This window comes from Oceanibaculum sp. (genome assembly GCF_022449305.1).
Classification (GTDB): Bacteria; Pseudomonadota; Alphaproteobacteria; order Oceanibaculales; family Oceanibaculaceae; genus Oceanibaculum; species Oceanibaculum indicum.
In genome coordinates, this window is sequence record NZ_JAKUSO010000012.1 from 45,131 (window position 1) to 61,092 (window position 15,962).

25 protein-coding genes are annotated in these 15,962 nt (G+C 64.4%); 3 read left to right on the top strand and 22 right to left on the bottom strand.

What is annotated here, in order from left to right:
• Positions 1–20: 20 nt before the first annotated feature.
• A complete protein-coding gene (locus MK313_RS06095; RefSeq protein ID WP_287780483.1) occupies positions 21–641 on the top strand; it encodes a glutathione S-transferase family protein in 621 nt (206 codons plus the stop codon).
• Here MK313_RS06095 and MK313_RS06100 read toward each other — a convergent pair.
• Positions 638–1,591, bottom strand: a complete 954-nt coding sequence (locus MK313_RS06100; protein ID WP_287780484.1) for a LysR family transcriptional regulator — start codon at positions 1,589–1,591, stop codon at positions 638–640. The two genes, MK313_RS06095 and MK313_RS06100, sit on opposite strands and share 4 nt — an antisense overlap.
• 116 nt (positions 1,592–1,707) lie before the next feature.
• Between MK313_RS06100 and MK313_RS06105 the strand changes: the two genes are divergently transcribed.
• The gene (locus MK313_RS06105; RefSeq protein WP_287780485.1) at positions 1,708–1,923 is read left to right on the top strand and encodes an RSP_7527 family protein; all 216 of its coding nucleotides are present in this window, start codon (positions 1,708–1,710) and stop codon (positions 1,921–1,923) included.
• A gap of 99 nt (positions 1,924–2,022) precedes the next feature.
• The gene (locus tag MK313_RS06110; RefSeq protein WP_287780486.1) at positions 2,023–3,174 is read left to right on the top strand and encodes a trans-sulfuration enzyme family protein; all 1,152 of its coding nucleotides are present in this window, start codon (positions 2,023–2,025) and stop codon (positions 3,172–3,174) included.
• A gap of 136 nt (positions 3,175–3,310) precedes the next feature.
• Here MK313_RS06110 and htpG read toward each other — a convergent pair whose 3' ends face one another.
• The 21 genes from htpG to rpsC form a co-directional block, all read right to left on the bottom strand.
• Entirely contained in the window at positions 3,311–5,182 is a 1,872-nt protein-coding gene (gene htpG / locus MK313_RS06115) for a molecular chaperone HtpG (protein ID WP_287780487.1), read from the bottom strand.
• A 170-nt stretch (positions 5,183–5,352) separates the two neighbouring features.
• Positions 5,353–5,778, bottom strand: coding sequence for a 50S ribosomal protein L17 (rplQ, locus tag MK313_RS06120; RefSeq protein WP_008945184.1), 426 nt, complete (start codon positions 5,776–5,778; stop codon positions 5,353–5,355).
• 96 nt (positions 5,779–5,874) lie between these two features.
• Positions 5,875–6,891, bottom strand: a complete 1,017-nt coding sequence (locus tag MK313_RS06125; protein WP_121219044.1) for a DNA-directed RNA polymerase subunit alpha — start codon at positions 6,889–6,891, stop codon at positions 5,875–5,877.
• Between the two features lie 112 nt (positions 6,892–7,003).
• Positions 7,004–7,393, bottom strand: a complete 390-nt coding sequence (gene rpsK / locus MK313_RS06130) for a 30S ribosomal protein S11 (RefSeq protein ID WP_008945182.1) — start codon at positions 7,391–7,393, stop codon at positions 7,004–7,006.
• 21 nt (positions 7,394–7,414) lie between these two features.
• On the bottom strand, positions 7,415–7,783 hold the full coding sequence (gene rpsM, locus MK313_RS06135; RefSeq protein WP_008945181.1) for a 30S ribosomal protein S13: 369 nt from the start codon (positions 7,781–7,783) through the stop codon (positions 7,415–7,417).
• A gap of 131 nt (positions 7,784–7,914) precedes the next feature.
• Positions 7,915–8,559 (bottom strand): adenylate kinase, encoded by a 645-nt coding sequence (locus MK313_RS06140; RefSeq protein ID WP_287780488.1) that lies wholly within the window; start codon positions 8,557–8,559, stop codon positions 7,915–7,917.
• Positions 8,556–9,968 carry a preprotein translocase subunit SecY gene (secY, locus tag MK313_RS06145; protein WP_287780489.1) on the bottom strand — a complete coding sequence of 471 codons (1,413 nt, stop codon included), beginning with the start codon at positions 9,966–9,968 and terminating at the stop codon, positions 8,556–8,558. The genes MK313_RS06140 and secY overlap by 4 nt, the downstream gene beginning before the upstream one ends.
• 6 nt (positions 9,969–9,974) lie before the next feature.
• Positions 9,975–10,457 (bottom strand): 50S ribosomal protein L15, encoded by a 483-nt coding sequence (rplO, locus tag MK313_RS06150; protein WP_008945178.1) that lies wholly within the window; start codon positions 10,455–10,457, stop codon positions 9,975–9,977.
• A 124-nt stretch (positions 10,458–10,581) separates the two neighbouring features.
• Complete coding sequence (gene rpmD / locus MK313_RS06155) at positions 10,582–10,788, bottom strand: 50S ribosomal protein L30 (protein ID WP_287780490.1); 207 nt, start codon at positions 10,786–10,788, stop codon at positions 10,582–10,584.
• Between the two features lie 5 nt (positions 10,789–10,793).
• A complete protein-coding gene (rpsE, locus tag MK313_RS06160) occupies positions 10,794–11,378 on the bottom strand; it encodes a 30S ribosomal protein S5 (RefSeq protein ID WP_287780491.1) in 585 nt (194 codons plus the stop codon).
• A gap of 31 nt (positions 11,379–11,409) precedes the next feature.
• Positions 11,410–11,772, bottom strand: a complete 363-nt coding sequence (gene rplR / locus MK313_RS06165) for a 50S ribosomal protein L18 (RefSeq protein WP_008945175.1) — start codon at positions 11,770–11,772, stop codon at positions 11,410–11,412.
• Positions 11,773–11,801: 29 nt separating this feature from the next.
• Complete coding sequence (rplF, locus tag MK313_RS06170) at positions 11,802–12,338, bottom strand: 50S ribosomal protein L6 (RefSeq protein WP_008945174.1); 537 nt, start codon at positions 12,336–12,338, stop codon at positions 11,802–11,804.
• 15 nt (positions 12,339–12,353) lie between these two features.
• Positions 12,354–12,752, bottom strand: a complete 399-nt coding sequence (gene rpsH, locus MK313_RS06175; RefSeq protein ID WP_008945173.1) for a 30S ribosomal protein S8 — start codon at positions 12,750–12,752, stop codon at positions 12,354–12,356.
• 15 nt (positions 12,753–12,767) lie between these two features.
• Positions 12,768–13,073 (bottom strand): 30S ribosomal protein S14, encoded by a 306-nt coding sequence (rpsN, locus tag MK313_RS06180; protein ID WP_008945172.1) that lies wholly within the window; start codon positions 13,071–13,073, stop codon positions 12,768–12,770.
• Between the two features lie 19 nt (positions 13,074–13,092).
• The gene (gene rplE / locus MK313_RS06185) at positions 13,093–13,635 is read right to left on the bottom strand and encodes a 50S ribosomal protein L5 (protein ID WP_008945171.1); all 543 of its coding nucleotides are present in this window, start codon (positions 13,633–13,635) and stop codon (positions 13,093–13,095) included.
• An 11-nt stretch (positions 13,636–13,646) separates the two neighbouring features.
• A complete protein-coding gene (gene rplX, locus MK313_RS06190; RefSeq protein ID WP_008945170.1) occupies positions 13,647–13,970 on the bottom strand; it encodes a 50S ribosomal protein L24 in 324 nt (107 codons plus the stop codon).
• Complete coding sequence (gene rplN / locus MK313_RS06195) at positions 13,970–14,338, bottom strand: 50S ribosomal protein L14 (RefSeq protein ID WP_008945169.1); 369 nt, start codon at positions 14,336–14,338, stop codon at positions 13,970–13,972. The genes rplX and rplN overlap by 1 nt, the downstream gene beginning before the upstream one ends.
• An 18-nt stretch (positions 14,339–14,356) precedes the next feature.
• Positions 14,357–14,605, bottom strand: coding sequence for a 30S ribosomal protein S17 (rpsQ, locus tag MK313_RS06200; RefSeq protein WP_008945168.1), 249 nt, complete (start codon positions 14,603–14,605; stop codon positions 14,357–14,359).
• A 26-nt stretch (positions 14,606–14,631) separates the two neighbouring features.
• Positions 14,632–14,835: a 50S ribosomal protein L29 gene (gene rpmC / locus MK313_RS06205; protein ID WP_008945167.1), complete on the bottom strand. Its 204-nt coding sequence runs from the start codon at positions 14,833–14,835 to the stop codon at positions 14,632–14,634.
• A 3-nt stretch (positions 14,836–14,838) separates the two neighbouring features.
• Positions 14,839–15,258, bottom strand: coding sequence for a 50S ribosomal protein L16 (gene rplP, locus MK313_RS06210; RefSeq protein WP_008945166.1), 420 nt, complete (start codon positions 15,256–15,258; stop codon positions 14,839–14,841).
• Positions 15,259–15,295: 37 nt separating this feature from the next.
• Positions 15,296–15,962: 30S ribosomal protein S3 (rpsC, locus tag MK313_RS06215; protein ID WP_416054110.1), on the bottom strand; the 667-nt coding region annotated here is incomplete at its 5' end.

Genomic DNA, 15,962 nt, shown 5'->3' on the forward strand with positions numbered 1-15,962 from the left:
CAGTCTCAACCGAGGAAACCATGTCCAGCTACACCCTCTACGGTACCTTTCTGTCCATGCCCTGCGTGAAGACCGGGCTGATGCTCGACCTGTGCGGCCTGCCCTATGACTACAAGCACGTCAATCTGCGTGCCGGCGAGAGCAAGACGCCCGACTTCCTGAAGCTCAACAAATGGGGCCAGGTGCCGGTGCTGGTTGCCGATGGCACGCCGATGACCCAGTCCGGCGCGATCCTGCTGGAGCTGGCGGCAAAGACCGGCAAGTACGATGGCGCCAATCCGGAGGAAAAGCGCCAGGTCCGCGAATGGCTGTTCTGGGAGGCTGACCTGATGTACCCCGGCATCGCCGCCACCCGCGCCCAGCGCCTGTTCTACAATGGCCCAGCCGACGTGATCGCCTTCTTCAAGGGCCGGGGCGAGCGCGCGCTCGGCATGCTGAACGAGGCGCTGACCGGCAAGGACTATCTGGTGGGTGCGAAGCCGACCGTCGCCGACATCGCCTGCTATGTCACCGCCGCCTATGCCGGCGATGCGGAGCTGTCGCTGGAGGCCTATCCGGCCATCCAGGCCTGGATGACGCGCATGGCCGCATTGCCCGGTATGAAGGTGCCGCAGGAGGCGCTGCCGAAACCGGCAGCCTAATCCGCCTCGACCAGTTCCGCTCTGGGAGCAGCAGCGGGCATACGGTCCGCACACTCCCAGGGCGGCATCGGGCTGAAGCGCGCGACCATGAAGTCGATGAACGCCCGCACCTTGATCGACAGGTGGCGCGAGGACGGGAACACCGCCTGGATCACCGTGTCCGGCACGGTGTAGTCCGGCAGCACCGGCACCAGCCGTCCGGCGATCAGATGGTCGCAGACCATGTAGCTGGGCAGCACCGCCAGCCCACCACCGGCGAGGCAGGCGGCCAGCACACCCTCCACAGAATTCAGCTGGATATCGCCCAGCAGGTGCAGCGAGCGGACCTCATCCCCGCGCGTCAGGGTCAGGTCCAGCAGCGGCGAGCCGGGCGGCATCGTCACCAGCGCGTGCTGTTCGATGTCCGATGGCGTGACAGGCAGGCCGTGCCGGGCGATATAGTCCGGCGCCGCGTAGATCTTGCGGTGGTTGGAGGCCAGCTTGCGGGCGACCAGGCTGGAATCGCGCAGGTTGGCGATGCGGATGGCGAGGTCGAACCGCTCCGCCACCAGATCGACCACCCGGTCCTCCAGGAACATCTGCACCACCACCTCCGGGTGCTGCACCCGGAAATCCGGCAGCGCCGGGGCCAGATGGCGCTGGCCGAAACTGATCGGTGCGGAGACGCGCAGCACGCCGCGCGGCGCGCCTTCCATGCGGCTGACCATGCCGTCCGCCTCCTCCAGATCGCCCAGCAGCCGCGCCGTGCGCTCGTAATAGGCTTCGCCGGCCTCGGTCAGGCTGACGCGGCGCGTGGTACGGTTCAGCAGTCGCGCCCCCAGCTCCTCCTCCAGCGCCGCCAGATTCTTGCTGATGGCGGAGGGCGACAGCGCCAGTTTGCGGCTGGCGCCGATCAGGCTCTCCTCCTCCACGACCGCGTTGAAGATGCGCAAGGCGAGAAAACGATCCATCGCTTTATTTCCCTAATGGAAATTAATCGGCCACATTTCAGCGGATTATCATTTAATTGGCAATGAATAATCTTGGGGACAGGCATCTTCCCGCCAAGCACCGACAGGAGGAAGAGATGAGCACACCCCGCATTATCATCCTTACCGAATATCCCACGCCAGAAATCGTGGCAGCCCATATCCGCCATGCCCATCATTTGCGGGCCGAGACCAACGCGCAATGGCTGCGCTCGCTCGGCCGGGGCTTAAAGCGCCTGTTCGCCCCCCGGCAGCGCATCGCCGTGAAGCGCCCGCAGCCGCCGCTGTCCCTGCCGCGTATCGCCTCTTTCTGAGGCGGGTTTCTGAACCGGGTGGGCCGCACCAATATCAGCGTGCGGCCCATGCGCGCAGCGCACTTGCCGGGGATAGCCGCGCCGCGCTAGTGCTAGCGCATGAGCAAGAACTTCCCCGATGCGTCGCCCGAGACGCTGGCCGCCCAGGCGCTTGGTTTTGTCGAGCCCCTGACCGGCGCCGTCACCCCGCCCGTCTATATCGCCAGCACCTATGAGCGCGAGGCGGACCTGACTTACGCCCGCGGCCATATCTATGGCCGGCCGGACAACCAGACGGTCCGCCTGGCCGAAGGCGTGCTGACCAAACTGGAGAACGGGGCCGCCAGCCTGCTGGTGGCGTCTGGCATGTCGGCGGCGACCGGCATCTTCATGGCGCTGAAGCCGGGCGACACCGCGCTGGTGCCGGAAGTGATGTACTGGGGCGTGCGCAAATGGCTGAACGAATGGGGCGTCGAATGGGGCGTTAAGATCGTCTATTACCAGAATGACGATATGGCGGCGCTGAAGGCGCTGACCGAGCAGCACCGCCCGGCGCTGATCTGGGCGGAAACGCCCTCCAACCCGATGTGGACGGTGACCGACCTGGCCGAGGCGGCGCGGATCGCCCATTCGGTGGGTGCTAAGCTGGCAGTCGATTCGACGGTGGCGACGCCTGTGCTGTCGCGCCCGCTGGAGCATGGCGCCGACCTGGTCATGCATTCCGCCACGAAATACATCAACGGCCACAGCGACGTGATCGCCGGCGCCATCGTCACCGCCAAGGAGGATGATTTCTGGCGCCGCATCGTCGCCATCCGCAAGGATGTCGGCACCATCATCGGCCCGTTCGAGGCCTGGCTGCTGCTGCGCGGCATGCGCACCCTGCACATCCGCGTGCGCGCCGCCAGCGCCAACGCCATGGCCATCGCCCAGCATTTCGAGAATCATCCGAAGCTGGAAAAGATGCTCTATCCGGGCCTGCCCGCGCATCCCGGCCATACCATTGCGGCGCGCCAGATGAGCGGCGGCTTCAGCGGCATGCTGTCGATGCGGGTAAAGGGCGGCGAGCAGAAGGCCATCGCCCTGGCCGCCGACCTGAAGCTGTTCAAGCGCGCCACCTCGCTGGGCGGCGTGGAGAGCCTGGTGGAGCATCGCCGCTCCATCGAGGGCGACACCAGCCCGGTGCCCGGCGACCTGCTGCGCTTCTCCGTCGGCATCGAGAAGATCGAGGATCTGATTGCCGATCTGGAACAGGCGCTGGCGGCGATCTGACGCCACGGCCTTCATACCCAGATTGTCACCCCCGGGCTTGACCCGGGGGTCCAGGGGCGGTGCTCAGCCTGAGACGCTTCGGTCTGTAGCCCTGGATTGCCGGGTCAAGCCCGGCAATGACAAGGTGAGTGCTATATCAGGCCAGCCCTTTTTCCAGGAAGGCGGACAGGCGGGTGGCGAAGCCCTTGGCGTCGCGCAGCGGCTCGCCTTCCAGGATGCGGGCCTGATCGAGCAGCAGCAGAGCGGCATCGTCGATGCTGGCCTCGCCGCCCTTCGCCGCCACATGGGCCGCCAGCTTGCGGATCACCGGATGGGCGGGGTTCACCTCCAGGATGCGCTTGAAGCTGTTGTCGAGCTGCTTGTGCTGGCGTAGCAGCCGTTCCAGATGCATGTCCATGTCGCCCTCGTCGGCGACCAGGCAGACCGCGCTGTCGGTCAGCCGTTCTGACGCGCGGACATCCTTCACCTCATCCTTGAGCGCCAGCTTCATCAGCGCGACCAGGCTGCCGACATCATCCTTGTTGTCGGCCTCCTCCTGCTTGTCCGCGTCCGACTTCTCAGCCCCCTTCACCTTGGCGAGGTCGGTGCCGCCGCGGGTGACCGACTTGAACTTGTGCCCCTCATATTCGACGACGGAGGGAATCCAGAACTCGTCGATCGGGTCGGTCAGCAGCAGCACCTCGACGCCCTTGGCGCGGAAGCCTTCCAGCTGCGGGCTTTCCAGCAGGGCCGCCGCATCCTCGCCGGTGATGTAGAAGATGGTGTCCTGACCTTCCTTCATGCGGCCAGCATAGTCGGCAAGGCTGACCAGCCCGTCGCCATTGCTGGAGCGGAAGCGCGCCAGCTTCAGCAGCTGCTCGCGGTCGCCGCCATGCTCGCTGTAGAGCCCTTCCTTCAGCACCGGGCCGAAATTCTCCCAGAAGCCGGCATAGGCCTCCGGCTCCTTCTCGGCCTTCTTCTGCAGCTCGCCCAGCACGCGCTTCACGATGCCCTGGCGGATTTTCTGCACCACGGGGCTCGCCTGCAGCATCTCGCGGCTGACGTTCAGCGGCAGATCTTCGGAATCCACCACGCCGCGCAGGAAGCGCAGATATTCCGGCACCAGTTCCTGGCAATCGTCGGTGATAAAGACGCGGCGGACATAGAGCTTCACCCGGCTCTTGCGCTCCGGATGGAACAGGTCGAACGGGCGCGATCCCGGCACGAACAGCAGGCCGGTGTAGGAGATCAGCCCCTCGGCCTGCCAGTGCAGCGTCTCCCACGGCTCATCAAAGGCGTGGGCGGCATGGTGATAGAATTCCTTGTATTCCTCCGGCGTGATCTCGCTCCTGGAGCGCGTCCACAGCGCCGAGGCGCGATTCAGCGTCTCGGTCTTGTCGCCGTCCACCAGCCGGATCGGGATGGCGATATGATCGGAGTAGCGCTTCACGATCTGGCGCAGCCGGTCGGCCTCCAGATATTCCTCGCTGCCCTCGCGCAGATGCAGCGTGATCAGCGTGCCGCGCCCAGCCTTCTCGCTCTGCTGGATGGTGAAGTCGCCGCGCCCGTCGGAGGTCCACAGCCAGGCGGCCTCCTCCCCCGCCTTGCGGGTCAGCACCTCGACCTTCTCGGCCACCATATAGGCGGAATAGAAGCCGACGCCGAACTGGCCGATCAGGTTGGTGTCCTTCTTCGCGTCTCCGCTCAGCTCGCCGACGAAAGCCGCCGTGCCGGACCGCGCGATGGTGCCCAGATTGGCGATCAGCTCGTCCCGGTCCATGCCGATGCCATTGTCCGAGATGGTGAGCGTGCGCGCCTTCGCATCCGTAGTAAGCGTGATCGCGAACGTCGCGTCATCGCCCAGTAATTCGCCCTTGGTGAGCGCCAGATAGCGCAGCTTGTCGCAGGCATCAGAGGCGTTGGACACCAGTTCGCGCAGGAAGATTTCCTTCTCGCTGTAGAGCGAGTTCACGACGATATCGAGGAGGCGGCTGACTTCCGCCTGGAAGGAGAGCTTTTCTGCCGACATGACCGTTTTTCTGTTCTTGCTGTTGGGGGAAAAGGATGCGGCAGATATGTGAACTGAAAGGCTGGCTGCAAGCCCCTGCGAATGATGGGGTCATATGCACGGGATGAGGGGGATAAACGAAAAGGGCGCCCCGAAGGACGCCCTTTTGCGTAATTGCCTGTGTGCCGGCCTTAGGCGGCGACCGCCTCAGCCTCGTCAGCGCCCATCACCGGGCCGCTGTCCTGGCCCTTGGCCTCCGGATCGCGGTCCACCAGCTCGATGATAGCCATCGGGGCGGCATCGCCATAGCGGAAGCCGGCCTTCAGCACGCGGGTGTAGCCGCCCGGACGCTCCGAATAGCGCTGGCCCAGCGTCTCGAACAGCTTGGCCGTGGTGGCGTCGTCGCGCAGGAAGGCGAAGACCTGACGGCGGGCATGGATGCCGCCGCGCTTGCCCAGCGTGATCAGCTTCTCGACCACCGGACGCAGCTCCTTGGCCTTCGGCAGCGTCGTCTTGATCTGCTCGTGCTTGATCAGTGCCGCCGCCATGTTGCTGAACATCGCCTGACGGTGCGACGAAGTGCGATTGAGCTTCCGACCGCTCTTACCGTGACGCATTTCTAAAACTCCCTCGCGACGGCTTCCCGCCGTTGCTTCTGAAACCAGGCCGGGGATGTACCGCCAACCGCGACCTAACGCAAGACTGAAACCGGCTTAGTAGGGCTCTTCCAGCCGCTTCGCCAGTTCCTCGATGTTCTCCGGCGGCCAGTTCGGAATTTCCATGCCGAGGTGCAGGCCCATCTGCGACAGCACTTCCTTGATCTCGTTCAAGGACTTGCGGCCGAAGTTCGGGGTCCGCAGCATCTCGGCCTCGGTCTTCTGAACCAGGTCGCCGATATAGACGATATTGTCGTTCTTCAGGCAGTTGGCCGAGCGGACCGACAGTTCCAGCTCGTCCACCTTGCGCAGCAGGTTCTTATTGAACGGCAGTTCGGAGGATTCCTCCTCCGAGCCGCGTGCCTGCGGCTCCTCGAAGTTGATGAACAGCTGCAGCTGGTCCTGCAGGATGCGTGCAGCCAGGGCCACCGCATCCTCAGGCGTCACCACGCCGTTCGTCTCCAGCACCATAGACAGCTTGTCATAGTCCGTGGTCTGGCCGACGCGGGTGTTCTCCACCTTGTAGGAGACCTTGCGCACCGGGCTGAAGATGGCATCGACCGGGATCAGACCGATCGGCGCATCCTCGGCGCGGTTGGCCGACGACGGGACATAGCCCTTGCCGGTTTCGACGGTCAGTTCCATCACCAGATGCGCATCGGCATCCAGCGTGCAGATATGCAGCTCCGGATTCATGATCTCGATGTCGGCACCGGTCTCGATCATGCCGGCGGTCACCTCGGCCGGCCCGTCGACGCGCAGGCGCATCTTCTTCGGGCCTTCCGCATGCATCCGCAGGGCCAGCGCCTTGATGTTCAGGACGATGTCCGTCACATCCTCGCGCACGCCCGGGATCGAGGAGAACTCGTGCAGCACGCCATCCACATGGATGGCGGTCACGGCCGCGCCCTGCAGCGAGGACAGCAGCACGCGGCGCAGCGCGTTGCCGAGCGTCAGGCCGAAGCCCCGCTCCAGCGGCTCGGCGACAATGGTCGCCTGCCGGTCCGCGTCGCCGCCCTGCTGGACGTCGAGCTTGTTCGGTTTGATCAATGCCTGCCAGTTCTTCTGGATCACTGGAGCAACCTCACACAATCTGTGTCAAAAGCGGGCTTCCTTGCTAACACTGACGCGGCCGTCTTTCTTGAAGCAACGGCCGCGGCAGGAAACCCGGAGAAAATGGCCTCGATCAGACCCGGCGCCGCTTGGGCGGCCGGCAGCCATTATGCGGGATCGGGGTCACGTCGCGGATCGACATGATCTGCAGACCAAGCGACTGCAGTGCCCGCAGCGCCGACTCACGACCGGAGCCCGGACCCTTGACCTCGACATCGAGGGTCCGCATGCCATGCTCCTGGGCCTTGCGGCCCGCATCCTCAGCCGCCATTTGGGCAGCGTAGGGGGTGGACTTACGCGAACCCTTGAAGCCCATCATGCCAGCCGACGACCAGGAGATCGCGTTGCCCTGGGCATCGCTGATCGTGATCATCGTGTTGTTGAAGGAGGCGTTCACGTGCGCCACGCCAGAGGAGATATTCTTGCGCTCTTTGCGGCGGCGCTGCTGCGGCTGCTTGGCCATAATTCTTGCGTCCTTCCAGTCTTACTTCTTCTTGCCGGCGATCGGACGCGCCGGGCCCTTGCGGGTGCGGGCGTTCGTGTGGGTCCGCTGACCGTGCACCGGCAGCCCCTTGCGATGACGCAGGCCGCGATAGCAGCCGAGGTCCATCAGGCGTTTGATGTTCATCGCGGTCTCGCGGCGCAGATCGCCTTCGACGATGAAATCGGCGTCGATGGTCTCGCGGATGCGCAGGACCTCGTCGTCGGTCAGTTCGTTCACGCGGCGCTCGAAGGGAATGCTGAGCTTGGAGCACAGTTCCTTCGCCTTGGTGCGGCCGATGCCGTGAATGTAGGTAAGGGCGATTTCCACACGCTTCTGCGTCGGAATGTTCACGCCAGCAATACGAGCCACGAGACCTGCTCCTTAAACAACAGACAGGGGCTGAACATCAGCCCTGATTTCAGACACGACAAACGGTACGGAAGCTGCGCAACCGCGGGCGCGGATTATACGGCCCTTCGATCCGGAGTCAACCAATACCGTCACCCAATAATCGCCTCGATCTGACGAGTGACCTCGTCGATCTCCGCCATGCCATCGACCGCCTTCAGCACACCCTTGCCCCGGTAGTAGGGAAGGATCGGCGCGGTCTGGTCACGATAGGCAACGAGGCGCGCGCGCACCGTTTCCTCATTGTCGTCGGCGCGGCGCTTGAACTCGGTGCTGCCGCAGCTGTCGCACACGCCGTCGACCTTCGGCTTCTGGAACCGGTCGTGATAGCCGGCACCGCACTTGGCGCAGCTGTACCGGCCGGTCACGCGCTCCACCAGCGCCTCTTCATCGACCTTCATCTCGATCACATGGTCGAGCTTAAGGCCCTTCTCGGCCAGCATACCGTCCAGTGCCTCGGCCTGAGCCGTGGTGCGCGGAAAGCCGTCCAGGATGAAACCATTCTTGCAATCCGGCTGGGAGATGCGGTCGGCGATCATCGCAATCATGATGTCGTCGGACACCAGCTTGCCGGCATCCATGATCGCCTTGGCCTTCTTGCCCACCTCGGTGCCGGCGCTGACGGCAGCGCGCAGCATGTCGCCCGTGGACAGCTGGACAAGCCCATGCTTGTCCTGCAGACGCCGTGCCTGGGTTCCCTTCCCAGCGCCCGGCGCCCCCAGCAGTATCAGATTCATCCCCGCCTCCCCCGAAGCTTCGACTTCTTGATCAGCCCTTCATACTGGTGTGCCAGCAGGTGGGACTGTATTTGACCGACCGTGTCCATGGTCACCGTGACCACGATCAGCAGGCTGGTGCCGCCGAAATAGAACGGCACGGCATACTGGCTGATCAGCAGTTCCGGCAGAATACAGACAATGGCCAGATAGGCGGCGCCAACCACGGTCAGACGGGTCAGCACATAGTCCAGATAGTCGGCCGTGTTCTTGCCCGGACGGATACCCGGAATGAAGCCGCCATGCTTGCGCAGGTTCTCCGCCGTGTCCGCCGGGTTGAAGACGATCGCCGTGTAGAAGAAGGCGAAGAACACGATCAGGAAGATATACAGCGCCATGTACAGCGGCTGTCCATGGCCCAGCAGGCTGGTCACGGTGCTCATCCAGGCCGGGCCCTGGCCCGCCGTGAAGTTCGCCAGCGTGATCGGCAGCAGCAGCAGCGACGAGGCGAAGATCGGCGGAATGACGCCCGAAGTGTTGAGCTTCAGCGGCAGGTGCGAGGTGTCGCCCTGGAACATGCGGTTGCCGACCTGGCGCTTCGGATACTGGATCAGCAGCCGGCGCTGTGCGCGTTCCACGAATACGATCAGCGCGAACACCGCGATGACAACGACGAGAATCAGGCTGCGGCGCTGCGCGCGCTCCATGAAGCAGACGAAGGCGATAACCGCCACCGCGCCGACCAGAAGCAGGATTATCAGGCCGGCCGACAGCGCACCGGTACGGCCCAGTTCCAGCGTGTTCACCAGGGCAGCCGGCAGATTGGCGACAATGCCCGCGAAGATGATCAGCGAGATGCCATTGCCGATGCCGCGCGCGGTGATCTGCTCGCCCAGCCACATGAGGAAGATGGTGCCGCCGACCAGCGTGATGACCGCGGTCACGCGGAAGAACCAGCCCGGATCCACCACGGCAGAACCGGCCGAACCGCTCATCCCCTCAAGCCCAACCACGATGCCGAAGGCCTGCGCGGTCGCCAGCACCACCGTCAGATAACGGGTGTACTGGTTGATCTTCTTGCGGCCTGACTCGCCTTCCTTCTTCAGCGCCTCACGCGTCGGCGCTACCGCCGTCATCAGCTGCGGCATGATGGAGGCCGGGGTGTACGGCATGATGTTCAGGGCGAAGATCGTCATGCGCCCCAGCGCACCGCCGGCGAACATGTCGAACATGCCCAGAATACCGCCGGAATTCTGGCGGAAGATTTCCGCCAGAATCACCGGGTCGATACCGGGAATCGGGATATAGGTGCCGAGACGGTAGACGATCAGCGCACCCAGCGTGAACCAGATGCGCTTCTTCAGTTCCGTCGCCTTGGAGAAGGCGCCGAAATTGATCTGAGAGGCGAGCTGTTCGGCGGCAGAGGCCATGAGGCGTTACTCGCTCGCGGCCGGCGCGGACGCCTCCGGGAGCGTGACGGAGCCGCCGGCCTTCTCAACGGCGGCCAGCGCCGTCTTGGAAGCCCGGTCCACGGCCAGCTTCACCTTGGCCTTCAGCTCGCCCTTCGCCAGCAGGCTGACCTTGTCGCCAGCGCTGCGGATCAGGCCGGCACCAGCCAGGGCCGCCGCGTCGATGTCCTTCTTGGCGTCCAGCTTGCCATCGTCGATGGCGGCCTGCAGGCGGCCCAGGTTCACGACCTGGTACTCCAGCTGCGAGCGAGAGCGGAAGCCGCGCTTCGGAATACGGCGCTCCAGCGGCATCTGACCGCCTTCGAAGCCCTTGATCGCCACGCCGGTACGCGCACCCTGACCCTTGTGGCCGCGGCCCGACGTCTTGCCGAGGCCCGAACCGATGCCCCGGCCGAGGCGCTTGCGGCCCTTCCGGGCCCCTTCATTGTCGCGAATCTCGTTCAGCTTCATGATGACGTATCCCTGGAGCGAAGGCGCTCAATCCTAAATGGTCTTTCGCGGCCCGGAAGGCCACGGGAAAATTCTTCCCGAAAACCGGAGGCCCCGCCGGTCTTTCGGCGGGGCGCAACCGGTATCAGGCCGTGGGTTCGACCCGCACGAGATGATGCACCTTGGCGATCATGCCGCGCACCGCCGGAGTATCCTCCAGCTCGCGGGTGCGATTCATCTTGTTCAGGCCCAGGCCAACCAGCGTCGCGCGCTGGTCCTTCTCGCGGCCGATCGGGCTACCGACCTGCGTCACGCGGAGGGTGGCGGCGGCCGCCTTCTTTTTCGTCGCCATCTATCTTACTCCTGCAGAGCGGCTTCCGCCGAATCGGCGTCCGCCTTGTCGCCACGGCCCAGAATGTCGGACACGCGCTTGCCGCGGCGTGCCGCAACCTGGCGCGGCGAATAGATGTGCTTCAGCGCCTCGAAGGTCGCCCGGATCATGTTGTGCGGGTTGGAGGTGCCGACCGACTTAGCCACCACGTCCTGCACGCCCAGCGCTTCCAGAATGGCGCGCATCGGACCACCGGCGATGATGCCGGTACCGGCCGGCGCCGCGCGCAGCACGACATTGCCGGCGCCATAATGGCCGAACACGTCATGATGCAGGGTGCGGCCCTCGCGCAGCGGCACGCGGATCATGGTGCGGCGCGCCATTTCCGTCGCCTTGCGGATCGATTCCGGAACCTCGCGCGCCTTGCCGGTGCCGAAGCCGACCCGGCCACGGCCATCGCCGACGACGACCAGGGCAGCGAAGCCGAAACGACGGCCGCCCTTCACCACTTTCGCGACGCGATTGATGCCGACCAGCTTCTCGATCAGATCGGACTCTTCCCGATCCCGATCCCGGTCCCGGCCGCGCTCTTCTCTCTGCCCACGTGCCATCTTCAGGCCCTTCCGTATTCCTAGTCTCGGCTCAGAACGACAAGCCGGCCTCACGGGCGGCGTCGGCCAGGGCCTTCACACGTCCATGATAGATGTAGCCGCCACGGTCGAACACCACGGTGGTGACGCCCGCCTTCAGCGCGCGCTCCGCGATCAGCTTGCCAACTTCCTTGGCCGCATCGATCGTCGCACCGGTCTTCAGCTTCTCGCGCAGATCCTTCTCGATGGTCGAGGCCGACGCCAGGGTCACCCCCTGGGAGTCGTCGATGATCTGCACATAAATCTGCTTGCTGGAACGGAACACCGACAGGCGCGGACGCCCGCTGGACTTCTTCCGCAGCTGCGAGCGTACCCGCATCTTGCGCCGTTCATAAAGCTCATTCGCCTTCCGCATTGGGAGGATCCTTACCGTTCTTTCAAGCCTTACTTCTTCTTGCCTTCCTTGCGCAGGATCACCTCGTCGGCGTAGCGCACGCCCTTGCCCTTATAGGGCTCGGGGCCGCGATAGGCGCGAATTTCCGAGGCGACCTGGCCGACCAGCTGCTTATCGGCGCCGCTGATCTCAACCTGGGTCGGCGCAGGGCACACAATCTTGATCCCCTCGGGGATCGGGTGCCGCACCGGATGGCTGAAGCCGAGGCTCAGCACCAGGTCCTTGCCCTCGACGGCGGCACGATAACCAACGCCGGTGATTTCCAGCTTCTTGGTCCAGCCCTCGCTGACCCCGACCACCATGTTGCGGACGAGGTTGCGGGTGGTGCCCCAGAGCGACCGGGACTCCTTGCTGTCATTCGCCGGCTTCACATCGACGGAACCGTCGGTGACGCTGACGCTGACCAGGTTGGTCACGTACGGCACGCTGAGCTGGCCCAGCTTGCCCTTGGTCGTGATCGTTCCGTCGGCGACCTTAACCTCGACGCCGCTGGGAACGGAGACCGGATTTTTCCCTACGCGAGACATGACACTCCGCCTTCCTTAGAACACGCGGCAGAGGACTTCGCCGCCGACATTGGCAGCGCGGGCCTCATGATCGGACATCACGCCACGCGGGGTCGACAGGATCGAAATCCCCAGGCCGTTATAGACCTGCGGCAGTTCCTTGATCCGCGAATAGACGCGGCGGCCCGGCTTCGACACGCGGCTGATCTCGTTAATGACCGGCGCGCCGTCGTGATACTTCAGCTCGATGCGGATCTCGCGCACGCCGGGGCGCACATCGAGTTCCTCGAAGCCGCGAATATAGCCTTCGCTCTTCAGCACGTTCAGAACATTCAGCCGGAGACGCGAGGACGGGCTCACGACGCTCGTCTTACGTGCCTGCTGCGCATTCCGAATGCGGGTCAGCATATCCCCCAAGGGATCACTCATCGACATGTGACCGCCCTCTCTCTACCAGCTCGACTTGACCATACCGGGGATCTGCCCGGTGGAGGCCAGATCGCGCAACGCAATGCGCGACATTTTCAGTTTGCGATAGAACGCCCGCGGACGCCCGGTAACTTCGCAGCGGTTGCGCACGCGCGTCGGCGCGCTGTTGCGCGGCATCTGGGCCAGCTTCAGGCGGGCGGCGAACCGCTCCTCCATCGGCAGGCTCTGATCGTCGGCAATCGCCTTCAGGCGGGTCCGCTTCGCGGCATAGCGCTGGGCCATCTGGGCCCGACGCTTGTTCTTCTCGATTGCACTCTTCTTAGCCATCGTCTTTCGCCTCCGCCCGTCAGTTCTTGGTGAACGGCATATTGAAGCCGTTCAGAAGCTCGCGGGCTTCCTCGTCCGTCTTCGCGGTGGTGCAGATCACGATATCCATGCCGCGGATATCATCGACCTTGTCGTAATCGATTTCCGGGAAGACGATCTGCTCTTTCAGGCCCAGCGCGTAATTGCCGCGCCCATCGAAGCTCTTCGTCGGCACGCCGCGGAAGTCGCGGACGCGCGGCAGGGCGATCGTGATCAGCCGATCCAGGAATTCGTACATGCGCTCGCGCCGCAGGGTGACCTTGCAGCCGATCGGCATGCCGTCACGCAGCTTGAAGCCGGCGATCGACTTCTTGGCGCGGGTGATGACCGGCTTCTGGCCGGTGATCAGGGCCATCTCCGAAGCCGCCTGCTGGACCTTCTTGGAGTCCTGCACCGCCTCGCCGACACCCATATTGATCACGATCTTGTCCAGGCGCGGCACGGAGAACGGGTTATCGTACCCGAACTTCTCCTGCAGGCTCTTTCGGATCGTGCTCTCGTACTGCTCTCGCAACCGGGTCATGGCCTTGGTCCTCACGCGTCGATGACTTCGCCGGAGCGCCTGGCGAAGCGCACCTTGCGGCCATCATCGAGAATCTTGAAACCGACGCGGGTCGGCTTGTCTTCCTTCGGGTCGATATGGGCGACGTTGGAGATGTGCAACGCCGCTTCCTTCTCGACAATCCCGCCCTGGCTCGTCTGGGTGGCGCGCTGATGGCGCTTCACCATGTTGACGCCCTGGACCAGCACACGGTTCTCCGTGCGCAGCACGCGCAGCACTTCGCCGCGCTTGCCCTTGTCCTTGCCGGTCAGGATAACGACCTGGTCGCCCTTCTTGATCTTGAACTTTTCGGCCATCACAGCACCTCTGGCGCCAGCGAGACGATCTTCATGAACTTCTTGGCCCGCAGCTCTCGCACCACCGGACCGAAGATACGGGTGCCGATCGGCTCGCCCTGCTTGTTGATCAGCACGGCGGCGTTACGGTCGAAGCGGATCACCGTGCCATCGACACGGCGCACGTCCTTGGCGGTACGCACGATCACGGCGCGATGCACGTCGCCCTTCTTCACACGGCCGCGCGGGATCGCCTCCTTGACCGAGACGACGATGATATCCCCGACCGACGCAAACCGACGCTTCGAACCGCCCAGCACCTTGATGCACTGCACACGGCGCGCGCCGGAATTGTCGGCCACTTCTAGGTTGGTCTGAACCTGGATCATTTCTTCGTCCTCGATCCCTTAGGCGCCCGCGCCCAGCTCGTCGGATACGACGCGCCAGCGCTTGTTCTTGGAGATCGGCCGGCACTCCTCGATCTTCACCAGATCGCCGACCTTCAACCGATTCTCCTCGTCATGCGCATGGTACTTCTTGGAGCGCGTGATGAATTTCTTATAGACCGGGTGCATAACGCGACGATCGACCTGTACGACGACGGTCTTGTCGTTCGCGTCACTGACCACGGTGCCCTGCAATTGACGCCTCGGCATCTTCTAACTCCCGACCTTTTCCGGGCTCACGCCGCGCCAGCGCCGGCCTGGCGCTGGTGCAGAATGGTCTTGATCTGCGCGATGGTGCGACGCACCTGACGGACGCGCGCGGTGTTCTCAAGCTGGCCGCTTGCCTTCTGGAAGCGCAGGTTGAACGCCTCCTTGCGCAAATCGACCAGCTGCTGCTTCAGCTCGTCCTCGCTCTTGGCGCGAATATCGGACGCCTTCATTTCTTAGCCCTCCTCGCCCAGGCGAGTCACGAAACGGGTGCGGATCGGCAGCTTCGCGGCCGCCAGTTCGAAGGCCCGCTCCGCAAGATCGCGCGGCACGCCGTCCAGTTCGAACATGATCCGGCCCGGCTTCACACGGCACGCCCAGTATTCCGGCGTACCCTTACCCTTACCCTGACGAACCTCGGCCGGCTTCTTGGAGACCGGGACATCCGGGAAGATGCGGATCCACACCCGGCCCTGACGGCGGATATGGCGGGTGATCGCGCGGCGGGCCGCCTCGATCTGACGCGCGGTCACGCGCTCCGGCTCCATGGCCTTCAGGCCAAAGGCGCCGAAATTCAGCGTCGTGCCACCCTTGGCCGCGCCATGGATACGGCCCTTGAAGGCCTTGCGATACTTGGTCCGCTTCGGTTGCAACATGATACGTTACCCGTTTCTTCTCGCGTTCCGTTCCGCCTTAGCGCGACGCCGGCTGCGCATCAGCCTGGCGCTTGTCCTGGGCGTAGGGGTCATGCCCAAGGATTTCGCCCTTGAACACCCAGACCTTTACGCCGCAGGTGCCATAGGTCGTCTTCGCCGTGGCCGTGCCATAGTCAACTTCCGCGCGCAGCGTGTGCAGCGGAACCCGCCCTTCGCGGTACCATTCGGTCCGGGCGATCTCGGCGCCGCCGAGGCGGCCGCCGCAGTTGATCCGGATGCCCAGCGCGCCCAGACGCATGGCCGACTGCACCGCGCGCTTCATGGCGCGGCGGAAGGCGACGCGGCGTTCCAGCTGCTGCGCAATGCTCTCCGCGATCAGGCGGGCGTCGATCTCCGGCTTGCGGATTTCGACGATGTTCAGGTTCACCTCGTTACCGGGCTGGCCCTGCAGGTCGGCACGCAGCTTGTCGATGTCCGAGCCCTTCTTGCCGATCACCACGCCCGGACGGGCGCTGTGGATGGGGATACGGGCCTTCTTGGCCGCACGCTCGATGATCACCTTGCTGACGCCGGCCTGGGCCAGGCGGTCATGCAGGTAGGTGCGCAGGCGCAGGTCCTGGTGCAGCAGGTCGGCGTACCCGCGCTCCGCGAACCAGCGCGAAGCCCCCGGCCGGTTGATGCCGCGCGGCCGCCCGCGCGGCTTG